Source organism: Serratia sp. TSO36 (genome assembly GCF_057808395.1).
Window position 1 is genome coordinate 513965 of record NZ_JBJZOU010000012.1, and the last position, 15197, is coordinate 529161.

The 15197-nt window shown below is 63.1% G+C and carries 16 protein-coding genes; 7 read left to right on the forward strand and 9 right to left on the reverse strand.

From position 1 onward, the window contains the following. Positions 1 to 17: 17 nt before the first annotated feature. A complete protein-coding gene (locus ACK3CV_RS11905; RefSeq protein ID WP_019455945.1) occupies positions 18 to 458 on the reverse strand; it encodes a DUF2569 domain-containing protein in 441 nt (146 codons plus the stop codon). 231 nt (positions 459 to 689) lie between these two features. On the opposite strand from ACK3CV_RS11905, the gene ACK3CV_RS11910 reads away from it, so the two are divergent. Then, positions 690 to 1730 (forward strand): oxidoreductase, encoded by a 1041-nt coding sequence (locus ACK3CV_RS11910; RefSeq protein WP_086579754.1) that lies wholly within the window; start codon positions 690 to 692, stop codon positions 1728 to 1730. Positions 1731 to 1802: 72 nt separating this feature from the next. Then, complete coding sequence (locus ACK3CV_RS11915; RefSeq protein WP_033638415.1) at positions 1803 to 2807, forward strand: bile acid:sodium symporter family protein; 1005 nt, start codon at positions 1803 to 1805, stop codon at positions 2805 to 2807. 11 nt (positions 2808 to 2818) lie between these two features. Here the strand turns inward: ACK3CV_RS11915 and ACK3CV_RS11920 are convergent, their stop codons facing one another. The 3 genes from ACK3CV_RS11920 to ACK3CV_RS11930 all read right to left on the reverse strand — a co-directional run bounded on the left by ACK3CV_RS11920 (position 2819) and on the right by ACK3CV_RS11930 (position 5365). Continuing rightward, complete coding sequence (locus tag ACK3CV_RS11920) at positions 2819 to 3364, reverse strand: AAA family ATPase (RefSeq protein WP_164141408.1); 546 nt, start codon at positions 3362 to 3364, stop codon at positions 2819 to 2821. A gap of 110 nt (positions 3365 to 3474) precedes the next feature. After that, positions 3475 to 4473 carry an adenosine deaminase gene (add, locus tag ACK3CV_RS11925; RefSeq protein WP_033638417.1) on the reverse strand — a complete coding sequence of 333 codons (999 nt, stop codon included), beginning with the start codon at positions 4471 to 4473 and terminating at the stop codon, positions 3475 to 3477. 136 nt (positions 4474 to 4609) lie between these two features. After that, positions 4610 to 5365: a DeoR/GlpR family DNA-binding transcription regulator gene (locus tag ACK3CV_RS11930; protein ID WP_489009855.1), complete on the reverse strand. Its 756-nt coding sequence runs from the start codon at positions 5363 to 5365 to the stop codon at positions 4610 to 4612. A 96-nt stretch (positions 5366 to 5461) separates the two neighbouring features. Here ACK3CV_RS11930 and ACK3CV_RS11935 point away from each other — a divergent pair, with 96 nt between their 5' ends. Together ACK3CV_RS11935 and ACK3CV_RS11940 are read left to right on the forward strand one after the other, a co-directional pair. Further along, positions 5462 to 6058, forward strand: a complete 597-nt coding sequence (locus ACK3CV_RS11935; protein ID WP_033638419.1) for an NUDIX hydrolase — start codon at positions 5462 to 5464, stop codon at positions 6056 to 6058. Continuing rightward, a complete protein-coding gene (locus tag ACK3CV_RS11940) occupies positions 6055 to 6423 on the forward strand; it encodes a hypothetical protein (RefSeq protein ID WP_033638420.1) in 369 nt (122 codons plus the stop codon). Before ACK3CV_RS11935 ends, ACK3CV_RS11940 begins: the two co-directional genes overlap by 4 nt. Positions 6424 to 6454: 31 nt before the next feature. Here ACK3CV_RS11940 and ACK3CV_RS11945 read toward each other — a convergent pair whose 3' ends face one another. After that, positions 6455 to 7636, reverse strand: coding sequence for a MalY/PatB family protein (locus tag ACK3CV_RS11945; RefSeq protein WP_164141412.1), 1182 nt, complete (start codon positions 7634 to 7636; stop codon positions 6455 to 6457). After that, on the reverse strand, positions 7629 to 9248 hold the full coding sequence (malX, locus tag ACK3CV_RS11950; protein ID WP_489009856.1) for a maltose/glucose-specific PTS transporter subunit IIBC: 1620 nt from the start codon (positions 9246 to 9248) through the stop codon (positions 7629 to 7631). The genes ACK3CV_RS11945 and malX overlap by 8 nt, the downstream gene beginning before the upstream one ends. A gap of 223 nt (positions 9249 to 9471) precedes the next feature. Here malX and ACK3CV_RS11955 point away from each other — a divergent pair, with 223 nt between their 5' ends. Further along, a complete protein-coding gene (locus ACK3CV_RS11955; protein WP_033648213.1) occupies positions 9472 to 10503 on the forward strand; it encodes a Mal regulon transcriptional regulator MalI in 1032 nt (343 codons plus the stop codon). Here ACK3CV_RS11955 and ACK3CV_RS11960 read toward each other — a convergent pair. After that, positions 10500 to 11381, reverse strand: a complete 882-nt coding sequence (locus ACK3CV_RS11960) for a LysR family transcriptional regulator (protein WP_164141414.1) — start codon at positions 11379 to 11381, stop codon at positions 10500 to 10502. The genes ACK3CV_RS11955 and ACK3CV_RS11960 overlap by 4 nt on opposite strands. Before the next feature lie 206 nt (positions 11382 to 11587). On the opposite strand from ACK3CV_RS11960, the gene blaSRT reads away from it, so the two are divergent. After that, the gene (gene blaSRT / locus ACK3CV_RS11965; RefSeq protein WP_489009857.1) at positions 11588 to 12724 is read left to right on the forward strand and encodes an SRT/SST family class C beta-lactamase; all 1137 of its coding nucleotides are present in this window, start codon (positions 11588 to 11590) and stop codon (positions 12722 to 12724) included. Between the two features lie 26 nt (positions 12725 to 12750). On the opposite strand, the gene ACK3CV_RS11970 is transcribed toward blaSRT, so the two are convergent. Beyond that, entirely contained in the window at positions 12751 to 13659 is a 909-nt protein-coding gene (locus ACK3CV_RS11970) for a LysR family transcriptional regulator (RefSeq protein ID WP_164141419.1), read from the reverse strand. A gap of 102 nt (positions 13660 to 13761) precedes the next feature. Here ACK3CV_RS11970 and ACK3CV_RS11975 point away from each other — a divergent pair, with 102 nt between their 5' ends. After that, positions 13762 to 14928, forward strand: coding sequence for a serine hydrolase domain-containing protein (locus tag ACK3CV_RS11975; RefSeq protein WP_164141421.1), 1167 nt, complete (start codon positions 13762 to 13764; stop codon positions 14926 to 14928). A 46-nt stretch (positions 14929 to 14974) separates the two neighbouring features. Here ACK3CV_RS11975 and ACK3CV_RS11980 read toward each other — a convergent pair. After that, positions 14975 to 15197 (reverse strand): transposase (locus ACK3CV_RS11980; protein ID WP_489009858.1); only part of this gene is annotated, 223 nt, incomplete at its 5' end.

A 15197-nucleotide genomic window follows, 5' to 3' on the forward strand; every position in this document is an offset into this window, starting at 1 on the left:
ACGTGCTGCAACCGCCCTTAACGTTCGGTAAAGGTGCCTTTGACCCGCTGCGAGCGCTTGATGTAAGGCACCAGCAGCGCCGCCATCAGCAGCGGCCAGCCGAGGCTGCGCACCGCCACTTCATCCGGCACTGGCGCGAAGGCGAAGGCTTTCACCGCCAGGAGCACCGTGATCAGCAGCCACAGCAAGAACAGTTTGGGAAAGCGCTGCGAGCGCTGGCAAAACAGCCACAGCAGCCACAGGGTGAAGCACCACATCAAGAGCGTGGTCAGCACCGAAAAGTACCATTGCAGGGTAAACGCCTGGGCGTTGGTCAGCAGGTAGTCGCGCGATTCGGGCATGAAGATCGCCATGGCGTACAGGAGCAGCATCAGGCTGGCGCTGAGCAGGGTGACGATCAGATAGGCCATCGGGGCCAGCAACCAACCGCCGATACGAGAGTATTCAGCTTGAGACATAATGGCTTCCTGATTGAAACGGGGATCACAGGCGGCATAGCTTAGCGGGTAATGCCGGCTTCGTCATCTCAATCAACCGGATAGCTCGGCATCGCGGCGGGTGGCAGCACGTTTGGCTACTCGACGGCGTATCGAGCCCGCTTCAAATTAACATCTCATTTACTTCTTGTTCCATCCGGCCGCATGGTGTCAAATCGAAAGGTCTGTCGTGAGCCTGCAAGAGGAAATCCCATGGCTGAGAAAATTCGTGTCGGGCTGGTCGGTTACGGCTACGCCGGCAAAACCTTTCATGCGCCGCTGATCGCCGGTACGCCGGGGCTCGAGCTGGCTGCCGTCTCCAGCAGCGATGCTGGCAAAGTGCACGCCGACTGGCCGTCGATGGCGGTGGTGGGCGATGCGCAGGCGCTGTTCGCCGATCCCACCCTCGATCTGATCGTGATTCCCACTCCCAACGATACCCACTTCCCGCTGGCTCAGCAGGCGCTGGCCGCCGGCAAGCACGTGGTGGTGGATAAACCGTTTACCGTGACATTGTCACAAGCGCAGGCGCTGCAACAGCAGGCGCAGCAGAGCGGTTTACTGCTGTCGGTGTTCCACAACCGCCGCTGGGACAGCGACTTCCTTACCTTGAAAGCGCTGCTGAATGAGGGTGCGCTGGGCGAGGTGGTCTATTTCGAGTCGCATTTCGATCGTTACCGGCCGCAGGTGCGCCAGCGCTGGCGTGAACAGGGCGGCGTCGGCAGCGGCATCTGGTACGATTTAGGGCCGCATTTGCTCGATCAGGCGCTGCAGTTATTCGGCAAGCCCGACCGGCTGTTCGTCGATTTGGGGGAGCTGCGGCCGGGCGCGCAGGCGGTGGATTATTTCCACGCGTTGCTGAGCTATGGCGATCGCCGCGTGGTGCTGCACGCCAGCATGCTGGCGGCGGCGGAGAGCCCGCGCTACGTGGTGCACGGCACCCGCGGCAGCTATATCAAATACGGCCTGGACCCGCAGGAAGACCGGCTGAAGGCCGGCGAGCGCCTGCCGCAGGCCGATTGGGGTTATGACATGCGCGACGGCGTGGTGACGCTGTCACGTGGCGATCTGCTGGCGGAGCAGCCGCTGCTCAACATTCCCGGCAATTACCCGGCTTATTACGCCGCGGTGCGCGACGCGATCGCCGGCATCGGCGAAAACCCGGTGCCGGCCGCCGACGCCATTGCGGTGATGGCATTGATCGAACTGGGGTTGGAGTCGGCCCGGCTGCAGCAGGCGCTGCCGGTGGTCTGAGCCCGTTCATTTCTCTGTGCCCGGCGCCACGCCGGGCCTTTTTACGACTTTACGTGCAAGGAAATCCGTTTCATGTCCTGGTTGCAGCGTTTGCGCATTGATAAATTTTTGCTGGTTCTGATTTTGGTGGTGATCGTCGCCTCGCTGTTCCCTTGCGAAGGCATCTGGAAAACCTTCTTTGAACACCTGACCACCGCCGCCATCGCGCTGCTGTTCTTTATGCACGGCGCCAAGCTGTCGCGCGAGGCGATCGTCGCCGGCATGAGCCACTGGAAGCTGCATCTGTTGGTGTTCCTCAGCACCTTTGCGCTGTTCCCGCTGCTTGGGCTGGCGATGAACCTGCTGGTGCCGGGCATCATGACGCCGACGGTTTATCTCGGCTTCCTCTACCTGTGCGCGCTGCCGGCCACGGTGCAATCGGCCATCGCCTTTACCTCGGCGGCGGGCGGCAACGTGGCGGCGGCGATCTGCAGCGCCTCGGCGTCGAGCATTCTTGGCGTGTTCCTGTCGCCGCTGCTGGTGGGCGCGTTGATGCATACCCAGGGCGGCAATACCGACGTGCTGCACGCCATCGGTTCAATCATTCTGCAGCTGATGGTGCCGTTCGTGGTTGGCCATCTGGCGCGGCCGCTGATCGGCAAGTGGGTCGATCGCCATCGCAAGCTGATCAACCTGACCGACCGTTCGTCGATCCTGCTGGTGGTGTACACCGCGTTCAGCGCGGCAGTGGTGGAAGGGATTTGGCAGCGTATCGACGGCTGGTCGCTGCTGACCATCCTGGTGATGTCGCTGGTGCTGCTGACGGTGGTGTTGGTGATCAACACCTACGCGGCGCGCTGGCTGGGCTTCAATACCGCCGATGAAATCACCATCGTCTTCTGCGGCTCGAAAAAGAGCCTGGCGAACGGCATCCCGATGGCCAACGTGCTGTTCCCGGCCGCGGCGGTAGGCGCCATGGTGCTGCCGCTGATGATTTTCCACCAGGTGCAGCTGATGGTGTGCGCGGTGCTGGCGCAGCGCTATGCGCGTAAAACCGCCAAACAGCGGGCCGAGGCGGAGGCGCTGGCGGCCAAATAGAACGCAGGCCGCTAACGGCAGCCCAGCGCGTCGAGCAGAAAGTCGGCGCGCTCGTCGGGTGAGGCGCGCGGCAGCTCCTGCAGCCGATAGCCCGATCGGCGGTAGACGGCCAGCATCGCTCGATAGGTCTGCTCGGCTTCGGCGAAAGATTGTTTTCTCTCGCTGTCCTGCGCGTAGATCGCTCGCCACGGCGGGGCGATGAACACCTTATCGGCATAGCGAAAAGCGCCGATCGCCGCCGTTAAATGCGCGGGGATCGGCAACCCGCACAGCGTCAGGTAACCGGCGATATCCGGCAGGCCGCGATCGAAGAACCAGCATGTTGCGCCCGTCGCTTCCCGCCATGAGCGCAGCTCCCAATCCAGCATCCGCGCGGCGAAAGCCTGGCGATCGCCCCATGGCAGCGCATTGCCGCCAATACTCACCTGATCCTGAATAATCGCCCGCCCCGCCTCCTGCGAATGCGGGTAACCGCGGCGATGAAGAACCTCGATGAGCGTGCTTTTGCCCGAACCCGGGCCGCCGGTCAGCACGATGCGGCGTAGTTTGTCAGACATAAGAAATTCCTCTAGTGCGGCAGAGCTATGGGTGAAAACAGCGATAAAGACGAGCAGGCAGAAGAAAACGGGGGATGAGAAGAAGGCGCCGTGTGGCGCCTTGGGGGAATTTAACCTTGCACTTTGGCGCGCAGCGCCTGTTTTTCCTGCTCGCTGAGGAAGGCCAGCTTCAGGCCGTTTTCCTGCGCGGTGCGGATTTCCTGCGGCGTCAGCCCGGCCTGTGGCGCGGCGACGCGGTATTCGTGCTCGATCTCGATGCCCTGAACCGCTGGATCGTCGGTGTTGATCGATGCCAGCACGCCGTGGCGCAGGAAGGTGGCCAGTGGATGCTGCGCCAGCGAAGGCACGGTGCTGGTCTGGATGTTGGAGGTCAGGCAGGACTCGATGCCGATGCCGTGTTCCGCCAGGAAATCCATCAGCGCCGGATCTTCGACCGCTTTCACCCCGTGGCCGATACGCTCGGCGCCCAGCTCGCGGATCGCCTGCCAGATACTTTCCGGGCCGGCGGCTTCGCCCGCGTGCACGGTGATGCGCAGGCCGGCGTCGCGCGCGCGGTTGAAGTGGTTGAGGAACAGGCTGCCGGGGAAGCCCAGCTCATCGCCCGCCAAATCCAGCGCGGTAATGCCGTCGCGGTGCGCCAGCAATCCTTCCAGTTCCTGCAGACAGGCGGCTTCACCGAAGGTGCGGCTCATGATGCCGATCAGGCGAATGTCGATGTCGCGATCGCGGCAGCCCGAACGGATCCCGTCGATCACCGCTTCCACCACGCCGGCGACCGGCAGCTGGTGCTTCATCGCCATGTAGTAAGGGGAGAAACGCAGCTCGGCGTAGTGCAGGCCGGCGTTGGCGGCGTCTTCGACGTTTTCGTAGGCCACACGGCGGCAGGCGTCCAGATCGCCCAGCACCGCCACGCCCCAGTCCAGTTTCTGCAGGAAGCTAACCAGATCCGGTTCGGCGTGGGTGATCTGCACGTGCGGGCGCAGGCTCTCCAAATCGTTGGCCGGCAGGGCGAGATTGAATTGGCGACCGAGGTCGAGAATGGTCTGCGCGCGGATGTTGCCGTCGAGATGGCGGTGAATGTCGGTAAGCGGTAGGCGGGGATCGATCATGCTGGGCACTCGCTAATTTATCGTAGGTAAAGTGCAGAACAGTATAAAAACAAATGAATGAAACTTACCATCTCGTTGCATAAAAAAGTGACTTGAATCACAAATAATGCGAGATCTATCGCATTATCGTCGTGAATCAGGCTTTCAACACGCTGACGCCCGCCTGCTGCAACGGCGCGATCAATGCGTCGTCGGTGGCGCGTTCAACGATGATGGTATGCGCCAGCGTAATATCGCCGATCGCATACTGCGAGGCGGCGTTAAGCTTGGCGGCGGAGGCCAGCACCACGGTTTCCGCCGCGCGGGCCGCCAGCGCCCGCTTGATGTAGGCCTCTTCCAGATCGCCGGTGCTCAGCCCCGTGGAGGGGTGCACGCCGGTTACGCCCATAAAATAGATATCGGCGCGAATATGCGACATCGCTTCCACCGCGGCGGCGCCGACGCTGACGATCGAATGCTTGTACAGCCGGCCGCCGATCAGGATCACCTCCACCGTGGGGTGATCGACCAGGCCCACGGCGACGCTGGGGCTGTGGGTGACGATGGTGGCGTTGAGGTTGGCCGGCAGTTGCCTGACCAGCTCTGCGGAGGTGGTGCCGCCGTCGATGATCACCACCTGGCCGGGGGCGATCAGCGCCGCCGCTGCTTTGGCGATCGCGCGTTTGGCGCCGGATTCCAACTGATTGCGCTCGGCGAAGCTGGCGATGGCGGAAGAAACCGGCAGGGCGCCGCCATGCACCCGTTGCAGCAACCCCTCGGCGTCCAGTTCGCGCAGATCGCGCCGGACAGTATCTTCCGACAGCCCGAACATCTCGCTGAGCTGTTTGGCCAACACTTGGCCATCCTGGGCCAGTTTTTCCAAAATGATCTTCTTGCGTTGGCTGGTCAACATGGCCATTTCCTCTCAAATTTCCTATGCACGAAATATCTTGATCATACACGAAATTGCACGATAGTATCAATTTCCTTCCTCTGGCGGAGTAAACCGATGATAGCCACCAAAGACAGGGTTCGCATTGTCGAAACCCGGGTGTTGTCCGATGACTGGTACCTGCTGAAAAAAACCACCTTTGATTTTCTGCGGCGCGACGGCGTTTGGCAGCGGCAAAGTCGCGAGACCTACGATCGCGGCGACGGCGCGGTGATTTTGCTGTTCAACCGGCGGGCGCAAACGGTGATCCTGACGCGCCAGTTCCGTTTTCCGGTGTTCGTCAACGGCCATGACGGCATGTTGATTGAGGCCGCCGCCGGCTTGCTGGACAACGCGTCGCCGGAGGCGCGCATCCGCGCCGAAGCGGAAGAGGAAACCGGCTATTTCGTGCAGAACGTGGAAAAGGTGTTCGAAGCCTACATGAGCCCTGGCTCGGTCACCGAGAAGCTGCACTTTTTCGTCGGCGAGTATCAGGCGGGCGACCGTATCAACGAGGGCGGCGGGGTGGTGGCGGAGGGGGAAGATCTGGAGGTGCTCGAGCTGCCGCTGGCGCAAGCCCTGCAGGCGGTTCGCCAGGGCACGATCGTTGACGCCAAGACCATCATGCTGCTGCAGTTTGTCGCCTTGAACCGGACATTGGAGGAAGAACGATGAAAGCCCAACAAATCCTGATCGCCGGCCCTTACCGCAGCGGCACCGATGGCGATCCACAGCGTATCGCCGCCAATCTGGCGCGCCTGGAACAGGCGGCGCTGGCGGTTTACCAGCGGGGGCACGTGCCGGTGATCGGCGAGTGGCTGGCGCTGCCTTTGGCGGCCGCGGCGGGTTCCACGCAGGTTGGCGATGCGGTGAGCGAGGCGTTTCTCTACCCGGTGGCCCACCGGCTGATTGCGCAGTGTCAGGCGGTGTATCGTATCGAAGGAGCGTCTGCGGGGGCCGATAACGATGTGCGGCTGGCCAACGAGTGGGGCCTGACGGTCTATCGCCGCCTGGAGGAGATCCCGCCTGTTCAGGGATAATTGAGGGGCGGGCAGAGGCTCGCCCCTCGCGCTATTGGTCGCCCAGCACCAACCTCAATCCGGCGATCAGCTTGTCCATGCCGGCCTCCAGCTTGCTGCGCGGGCAGCCGACGTTGAGGCGCAGGAAACCGCGGCCTTCCTCGCCGTAGGTAAAGCCCGGCATGATCGCCACCTTTTCGCGCTCGATCAGCACCTGCTGCAGCGCCCGATCGTCTACGGCCAGCGGCCGCAGATCGATCCAGGCCAGGTAGGTGGCCTGCGGCGGACGCCAGCCCAGCGCCGGAAAAGCCTGCTCCAGCCGCTCGGCGACGTAGGTCAGATTATCCTGCAGGTAGTCGCGCAGGGCATCCAGCCAGGGTTCGCCGTGGCGATAGGCGGCCACGTGCGCGGCCACCGCCAGCACCGCCGGCGAAGAGAGGCCGTCGCGGGCTTTAAGCTGCTGGAAGTAGGCTTCGCGGCTGGCGTCGTCGCTGATGAAGCCGTAGGCGCCGGTCAGCGCCGGAATGTTGAAACTCTTGGAGCCGGAGGTCAGCAGGGCCCAGGCGCCGGTCGCCACCTGGCTCCACGGCGTATGGCGGCGTTCCCCCCAGACCATGTCCATGTGGATCTCATCGCTGATGACGCGCACGTCGTGGCGCTCGCACAGCTCGGCCATCTGCTGCAGCTCGTCGCGGCGCCACACTTTGCCGGTGGGGTTATGCGGGCTGCACAGCAGCAGGATCTTGGTCTGCGGCCGCGCCAGCAACGCTTCGAGGTGCGCCATATCGCAGCGCCAGTCGTCGCCGGCTTTTTGCAGCGGGCAGGCCAACAGCTGGCGCTGGTTGGCGAGGATCACCTTGTAGAAGGCGTCGTAGGCCGGGGTATGGGTCACCACGTAATCGCCCGGCACCGACCACTGGCGGATCAGCTGCGCCGCCATGTAGATAACGGAAGGGCCGTACACCGCCGTCGCGGTGTCGATGCCGACGTTGAAACGTTGCTGATACCAGTGGCGCAGCGCGCCGAGAAAATCCTCGTGCTGCCAGCGGCTGTAGCCCAGCACGCCGTGCTGCAGGCGCTGCTGCAATGCGTCGAGAATGCACGGCGCGGTGGCGAAATCCATATCGGAGATGGTGAACGGCAGCAGGTCGTCGCTGCCGAAACGATCGGCGATATAGTCCCACTGGGTGCACCAGGTGCCGTGGCGGTCGATCGGGGTGGAGAAATCAAACATGGGTGGCTCCCTGCAGCGCCGCGGCAGGTTGCGCCGTGGCTATCAGTGAGTCTAATTCATCCTTCACCGATTGCACCTGCGGGCCGATCACCACCTGCAGATTATGGTCGTTGAGATGCACCACGCCGATGGCGCGGTTGGCCTTCAGCGCCGCGTCGTCCACCCGGCTCATGTCGTTGACCGACAGGCGCAGGCGGGTGATGCAGTTGTCCAGCGTGATGATGTTGTCCGTGCCGCCGAGCGCCGCCAAAATCGCCGGCACGTTGTAGCCGGATTTGCCCACCGCGCCGCTCGGCGCGCTTTGGCTGACGGCGCCGTCGCTCTCGCGGCCCGGCGTTTTGATGTTAAAGCGCTGGATGGCGAAGCGGAAAATGGCGTAATAGCCGACGAACCAGACGGCGGCCACCACCGGCACCAGATACCACTTGGTGGCGGTGCCGTGCAGAATGCCGAACACCACGAAGTCGATGATATTGCCGTCGGTATTGCCGATGGTCACGCCCAGCAGCGCCATCACGGTAAAGCCCAGCCCGGTGAGCAGCGCGTGGATCAGGTAGAGGAACGGCGCGACGAACAGGAACAGGAACTCGATCGGCTCGGTGGTGCCGCCGACCACGCAGGCCACCACGCCGGAAATCAACAGCCCTTTGATTTTATGACGGTTCTCCGGTTTGGCGCAGTGGTACATCGCCAGCGCCGCGCCCGGCAGGCCGCCGAGGAACGCCGGCATTTTACCCTGCGACAGGAAGCGGGTGGCGCTTCCGGCGAAGCCGGTGGTGGTTGGGCAGGAAAGCTGCGCCTGGAAGATGGTCAGGGCGCCGCTGACGCTGTGGCCGCACACTTCCATGGTGCCGCCCGCCTCGGTAAAGCGGATCAGCGCCACCAGAATGTGCTGCAGGCCGAACGGCAGCAGCAGGCGTTCGCCGGTGCCGAACAGCATCGGGCCAAAGGCGCCGGCGCTGTTGATCACCCAACCCAGCCCGGTGATGCCGGCGGCGAACCACGGCCAGATCAGCGGGATCACCAGGCCGCACAGGCCCAGCACCACGGTGGTGACGATCGGCACGAAGCGCGTGCCGCCGAAGAACGCCAGCGCGTCCGGCAGGCGGATGGTGTGGAAGCGTTCATGCAGGCGATAGACGATGATGCCGACGATCACCGCGCCGAGGATGCCGGTATCGATCGACTGAATGCCGAGGATGTTCTGGATATTGTTGGCTTTCAGCACCAGCGGATCGCCGGTGGGCAGCACGCCGGCGGCGGTCAGGTAGAAATTGGTGCCCAGATTCAGCACGGCGAAGCCGACGAAGCCGGAGAAGGCGGCGACGCCCTTGTTCTCGCGCGCCATACCCAGCGGAATGGCGATGGCGAACATCACCGGCAGGAAGCTGAAGGCGAAGGAGCCTACCTTGCTCATCCAGGTAAAGATCAGCTGGAAGATCGGGTGGCCGATAAACGGCATCAGCGTGATCACGTCGCGGCTGCTCAGCGAGCTGCCGATCCCCAGCATGATGCCGCAGAAAGAGAGCAAGGCGACGGGCAACATGAAGGTTTTGCCCAGGCTCTGGAAGAACTCCCAGAGCGTGATTTTTGGTTTGTTGGCTGCTGACATAACCGACTTCTCCTGGCGAAAAGACGAGCAAAAAGAGGACTGCAGATTAGGTAAAAAGAAGATAAAACGTTTTACCTAGCAAAAATGCGCCGCCAATCACAAATCTGCCGCCCGGTTTTTGGCGACAATGCGGCAGGCAGTAAAACGTTTTACTGAGATAACGGATTCGGTATACCCTTGATCATTACGGCGCGGGTTGCCCAGGAACGGGTTCGCAGAGACTATGAGCATCAAAAAGATCACCATCACCGATGTGGCGCAACAGGCGGGCGTGTCGGTCACCACGGTTTCCCTGGTGTTGAGCGGCAAGGGGCGCATTTCGCCGACCACCGTCGAGAAGGTCAATCAGGCGATAGAGCAACTGGGCTACGTGCGCAATCGCCAGGCGGCGACGCTGCGCGGCGGGGAATCCGGGGTGATCGGCCTTATTCTGCGCGACATCTGCGAACCCTTCTATGCCGAAATGACCGCCGGGCTGAGCGAAGCGCTGGAGGCGCACGACAAGCTGCTGTTTTTGACGCAGAGCGGGCGCGACGGCCAGGGCTTGCAGCGGGCGTTTGACGCGCTGCTGGCGCAGGGCGTCGACGGCATCGTTCTGGCGGGCGGCATTCGCGCGGCGGCGGGCCTGAAGGAGAAGGCGGCCGAGCAGGGCGTACCGCTGGTCTGCGTGGCGCGCTCCAGCGGCCTCGATGGCGTGGACGTGGTGCGGCCGGACAACATGCAGGCCGCCAAGCTGGCCACCGAATTTCTGATCAAGCGCGGCCACAGCCAAATCGCCTACCTCGGCGGCCAGAGCGATTCATTGACGCGCGCCGAGCGGCTGGGCGGCTTTTGCGCCACGCTGGTGCAGTACGGCCTGCCGTTTCGCAGTGAATGGATCGTCGAGTGCGATTGCCGGCAGCGCCAGGCGGCGGAAGCGGCGGAGCAACTGCTGCGCCATTACCCGAACATTACCGCCATCGTCTGCCACAAGGCGTCGGTGGCGCTCGGCGCCTATTTCGGCCTGGCGCGCAGCGGCCGCAGCATCGGTTCGGACGGGGTAGACGCCTACTACGGGCGGCAGGTGGCGCTGATCGGCTTCGGTGACGTGCCGGAGGCCGAACTGACCGAGCCGCCGCTGACCTTCGTCTCCAGCTCGGCGCGGGAAGTGGGGCGCAGCGCCGCCGCGCGCCTGCTGCAGCGCATCGGTGACGCCGACCTGCCGGCGCAGAACGTCATTCTGCCACCGACGCTGATCCGGCGCGGCTCCGCCTAGCCCTGCTGCTGTTCCTCTTCCGCCTCCCGGCGGATCCAGCCGATAAAGGTCTTCATCGCCGGCGTCAGATCCCGCGATTTCAAATGGGTCAGCCAATAGGCGCCGAGCGCGGCCTCGGCGGCAAACGGCCGCTGCAGCGCGCCGGCGGCCAGTTCGCGGCGGAACATGCTGACCGGCGCCAGCGCCACGCCATCGCACTGGATAGCACCTTCCACCATCAGCCTTGACGAGTCGAACACCGGGCCGTTGATCCGCCACGGCGTCACCTGTGCCGCCGCGAACCAGCGTTCCCACTCATCCTTGCGGTAGGTGCGCATCAGCTGCTCGTGCTGCAGATCCTGCGGCGTGCGCAGGCGCGCGGCGACCGCCGGCGGGCAAAGCACCGTCAGCGGCGCGTCGAACAGCTTGATATTGCAGGTGGCGGGCCAGAGCCCTTCGCCGAAGCGGATGGCGAAATCCAGGCCGTCGGCCGACAGATTGACCAGGTTGTTGTGGGTGAGCACCCGCAGATCGATAAACGGGTGCGCCGTGCGGAACGCGGCCAGCCGCGGCATCAGCCAGCCGACGGCGAAGGTGCCGACCACCGCCACCGTCAGCACCTCGTGGAAATGCCCGCCTTCGAACTGCTGCAGCACCGCCTCGATGCGGTCGAAGGCGTCGCTCAATACCGGCAGCAGCGCCTGGCCCTCTTCGGTCAGATCCAGCCCGCGCGGCAGGCGGCGGAACAGCTGAATGCCCAGCTGTTCTTCCAGCATGCGCACCTGCTGGCTGACGGCGGCCTGGGTGACGCGCAGCTCCAGACCGGCGCGAGTGAAGTTCAGATGGCGAGCGGAGGATTCGAACGCCCGCAGGGCGTTGAGGGGAAGTCGATTGCGCATTGTCGATAGCCATAAGTTTTTCTTTATGCTGGCTGAAATTATTATCGCTTGTCAACCTGGCGGCAAAATCCGATATTTGGCGCCGCTGCTGTGAGCGTCGCGGCAGCCGTAAAGGAATGACATCATCAATCAGGGAAAGCGCCGTGCATAACGCCAATAAAAACTTTTGGCCGCGGCCGATACCCTGCAACCTAAGAGCTTCTATCATGACGAAAATGAACCGCCTGGCGGCCGCGCTGATCGCCGCACTGATCTTGCCGACCGCGCAGGCCGCGCAGCAGCAGGATATCGACGCCGTTATTCAGCCGCTGATGAAAAAATATGGCGTACCGGGCATGGCGATCGCCGTGTCGGTCGACGGCAAACAGCAGATTTACCCGTATGGCGTCGCCTCGAAGCAGACCGGCAAACCGATCACCGAGCACACGCTGTTCGAAGTGGGCTCGCTGAGCAAAACCTTTACCGCGACGCTGGCGGTCTATGCGCAGCAGCAGGGCAAGCTGTCGTTCAACGATCCGGCCAGCCGCTATCTGCCCGAGCTGCGCGGCAGCGCCTTCGACGGCGTCAGCCTGCTGAATCTGGCGACGCATACCTCCGGCCTGCCGCTGTTCGTGCCGGACGACGTCACTGACAACGCCCAGCTGATGGCCTACTACCGGGCCTGGCAGCCGAAACACCCGGCGGGCAGCTACCGCGTTTATTCCAACCTCGGCATCGGCATGCTGGGCATGATCGCCGCCAAGAGCCTCGACCAGCCGTTTATCCAGGCGATGGAACAGGGGATGCTGCCGGCGCTGGGCATGAGCCACACCTACATTCAGGTGCCGGCGGCGCAGATGGCCAACTATGCGCAGGGTTACAGCAAGGACGATAAGCCGGTGCGGGTCAATCCCGGCCCGCTGGACGCCGAATCTTACGGCATCAAGTCCAACGCTCGCGATCTGATTCGCTATCTGGACGCCAACCTGCAGCAGGTGAAGGTGGCGCAGCCGTGGCGCGACGCGCTGGCCGCGACGCACGTCGGTTATTACAAGGCGGGCGCGTTCACGCAGGATCTGATGTGGGAGAACTACCCGTACCCGGTGAAACTGTCGCGTTTGATTGAAGGCAACAACGCCGGGATGATCATGAACGGCACGCCGGCCACCGCCATCACGCCGCCGCAGCCGGAATTGCGCGCCGGCTGGTATAACAAAACCGGCTCCACCGGCGGCTTCTCCACCTACGCGGTATTTATCCCGGCGAAAAATATCGCCGTGGTGATGCTGGCCAACAAGTGGTTCCCGAACGACGATCGCGTCGAGGCGGCTTACCACATCGTCCAGGCGCTGGAGAAGCGCTGACGGTCAGGGGCGCCGACGAGGCGCCCCTACCACCGGTGCTGCCGTTCACGTTGCTCGCGCATGAAATCGATAAAGGCGCGCAGCTTGAGCGGCAGATGCCGGCCGGCGGGAAAGTAGATGAAAAACCCCGACGCTTCGCTGGCGTAACCCGGCAGCACTTCCACCAGTTGCCCCTGCGCCAGCTCCTGCAACACCGTGCCCTGAAAACGCTGTGCGATACCCAGGCCAGCCAACGCCGCATCCTTGATCAGCCGATCTTCGTTAAAAATCAAACTGCCGCTGACGTCCAGCGCGCGTTCATCGTCGCCCAGGCTGAAATACCAGGGTTCCAGTTTGCCGCTGCCGGGGAAACGGTAGCGCAGGCAGTGGTGAGCGGGCAACTCGTCCGGCGTGGTCGGTACGCCGCAGCGCGCCAGATAGTCGGGCGAGGCGACCAGCACCCGGCGCTGGCCGTTGTCGATCGGCACGGCGATCATGTCCTTTTGCAGCATGGCGTGCATGCGAATGCCGGCATCGAAACTGCCCAGCACCAGATCGGAAAAGCGGTCTTCGGTAAACAGCTCCAGCTGCACGTCGGGATAGCGCCGTTGAAATTCCGCCAGATGCGGCATCACCAGCAGCGAGGCGGCCAGCTGCGGCAGCGTGATACGCAGCAGGCCCGCCGGCTGCGCGCCCAGAGCGCGCACGTCGTCCGCCGCCACGTCGATCTGGCTCATCGCCGGCGATACCTTCTGATAGAACAACCGGCCCTCGTCGCTGAGGCGCACCGAGCGGCTGGTGCGGTGAAATAACCGCACTCCCAGCTGATTCTCCAGCGCCTGAATGTTTTGCGACACCGCCGGCGGCGTGACGCCCAGTTGGCTGGCCGCGCGGGTAAAGTTGCCCAGGCGCGCGACGGCTTCGAAATAGGGCAACAGCTGCAGGAGTGAACTCATCTATCAATAACCTATGCTTAATGATTCATTAAATTATGCCTTATTTTAATTTATGTCGAAGGTTTTAGACTGATTTTACTTTCCATCAGAGAGATGAAAATCATGTCGGCAGAACAACGGGCGTTAACAGAACGGATCGCGGCGATCGATCAACAGGCGATGGCCGAAGGGCGCATCGTGGGTAGCGTAGTGCTGGTGGCGCGGCGGGGCGAGATTTGCTACGCCGGGGCGGCCGGCTATGCCGATCGCGAAGCGCGGCGGCCGATGCGGCGAGAAACGCAGTTTCGGCTGTCGTCGGTCTCCAAACCCTATACCACGCTGGCGGCGCTGCGCCTGATTGAGCGGGGCAAGCTGAGCCTGGACGACGCGGTCAGCGACTGGCTGCCGTGGTTCACTCCGGCGCTCGCCGACGGCCGGCGCCCGACGATCAAGATTCGTCATTTGCTGAGCCACACCGCCGGGCTGGACTATCGGCTGAACCAGCCGCCGGCGGGCGTTTATCATCAGTTGGGGATCCAGGACGGCGTGGAGTTGTCGACGCTGACGCTGGAGCAAAACCTGCGGCTGTTGGCACAGGCGCCGTTGCTGTCGGCGCCGGGGGAGCGCTTTAATTATTCGCTGGCGATCGACGTGCTTGGCGCGGTGCTGGAGCGGGTGACGGGCATGCCGCTGCCGCAGCTGTTTGTCGAATGGGTGGCGCGGCCGCTGGGGCTCGGCAATACCGCGTTTTACGCGGTGGACGCTGCGAACCTGGCGACGCCGTATTACAACACGCCGCGAGGGCCGCAACGCATGCATGAAGGCCTGCGGCTGGCACTGCCGGAAGAGATGGCGGGGGGCGAGGTGCTGTTTTCACCTGCGCGGGCGCTTAACGCCGGGGCCTATCCTTCCGGCGGCGCGGGCATGGTCGGCGATGCCGACGATGTGCTGCGGCTGGTGGAAGCGTTGCGCAGCGGCGGGCAGGGCATGTTGCAGCCGGACACGGTGGCGTTGCTGCGCAGCCCGCATGTGGGGGCGCAGGCGCAAACGCAAGGGCCGGGCTGGGGATTCGGTTTCGGCGGGGCGCTGCTGGTGGACACAGAAGCGGCGCAGACGCCGCAGCATGCCGGCACGCTGACCTGGGGCGGCGTTTATGGCCACAGCTGGTTCTTTGATCCACAGGCGCAGCTGAGCGTGGTGATACTGACCAACACCGCGTTTGAAGGCATGTGCGGCCGCTATCCGCAGCAGATCCGCGATGCGGTTTACGCCGCGGAAATGGGTAAATAAAAAGGGCCCCGCATGAACTGACCCCCAGAAGTTGGACGATGTAAATTCAGGCGGCCTTCATGGCCTGGGTTCGATACTCTACCGGACTCAGGCCTTTTAGTTTCTCTCTGAGGCGGCGGTGGTTATAGTAATCAATGTAGTTCTCTATTTCTTTTGCCAAGTGTTCTACGTTATCAAAGCGTTGTAAGTAATACAGTTCCGCTTTCAGATGGCCGAAGAAGTTCTCCATCACTGCATTATCCAGGCAGTTCCCTTTGCGAGACATGCTC

Bases quoted from the DNA above. Each gene is read 5' to 3' on its own strand.
- ACK3CV_RS11905 (WP_019455945.1), bottom strand. From the start codon at position 458: ATGTCTCAAGCTGAATACTCTCGTATCGGCGGTTGGTTGCTGGCCCCG.
- ACK3CV_RS11910 (WP_086579754.1), top strand. From the start codon at position 690: ATGGCTGAGAAAATTCGTGTCGGGCTGGTCGGTTACGGCTACGCCGGC.
- ACK3CV_RS11915 (WP_033638415.1), top strand. From the start codon at position 1,803: ATGTCCTGGTTGCAGCGTTTGCGCATTGATAAATTTTTGCTGGTTCTG.
- ACK3CV_RS11920 (WP_164141408.1), bottom strand. From the start codon at position 3,364: ATGTCTGACAAACTACGCCGCATCGTGCTGACCGGCGGCCCGGGTTCG.
- add (WP_033638417.1), bottom strand. From the start codon at position 4,473: ATGATCGATCCCCGCCTACCGCTTACCGACATTCACCGCCATCTCGAC.
- ACK3CV_RS11930 (WP_489009855.1), bottom strand. From the start codon at position 5,365: ATGTTGACCAGCCAACGCAAGAAGATCATTTTGGAAAAACTGGCCCAG.
- ACK3CV_RS11935 (WP_033638419.1), top strand. From the start codon at position 5,462: ATGATAGCCACCAAAGACAGGGTTCGCATTGTCGAAACCCGGGTGTTG.
- ACK3CV_RS11940 (WP_033638420.1), top strand. From the start codon at position 6,055: ATGAAAGCCCAACAAATCCTGATCGCCGGCCCTTACCGCAGCGGCACC.
- ACK3CV_RS11945 (WP_164141412.1), bottom strand. From the start codon at position 7,636: ATGTTTGATTTCTCCACCCCGATCGACCGCCACGGCACCTGGTGCACC.
- malX (WP_489009856.1), bottom strand. From the start codon at position 9,248: ATGTCAGCAGCCAACAAACCAAAAATCACGCTCTGGGAGTTCTTCCAG.
- ACK3CV_RS11955 (WP_033648213.1), top strand. From the start codon at position 9,472: ATGAGCATCAAAAAGATCACCATCACCGATGTGGCGCAACAGGCGGGC.
- ACK3CV_RS11960 (WP_164141414.1), bottom strand. From the start codon at position 11,381: ATGCGCAATCGACTTCCCCTCAACGCCCTGCGGGCGTTCGAATCCTCC.
- blaSRT (WP_489009857.1), top strand. From the start codon at position 11,588: ATGACGAAAATGAACCGCCTGGCGGCCGCGCTGATCGCCGCACTGATC.
- ACK3CV_RS11970 (WP_164141419.1), bottom strand. From the start codon at position 13,659: ATGAGTTCACTCCTGCAGCTGTTGCCCTATTTCGAAGCCGTCGCGCGC.
- ACK3CV_RS11975 (WP_164141421.1), top strand. From the start codon at position 13,762: ATGTCGGCAGAACAACGGGCGTTAACAGAACGGATCGCGGCGATCGAT.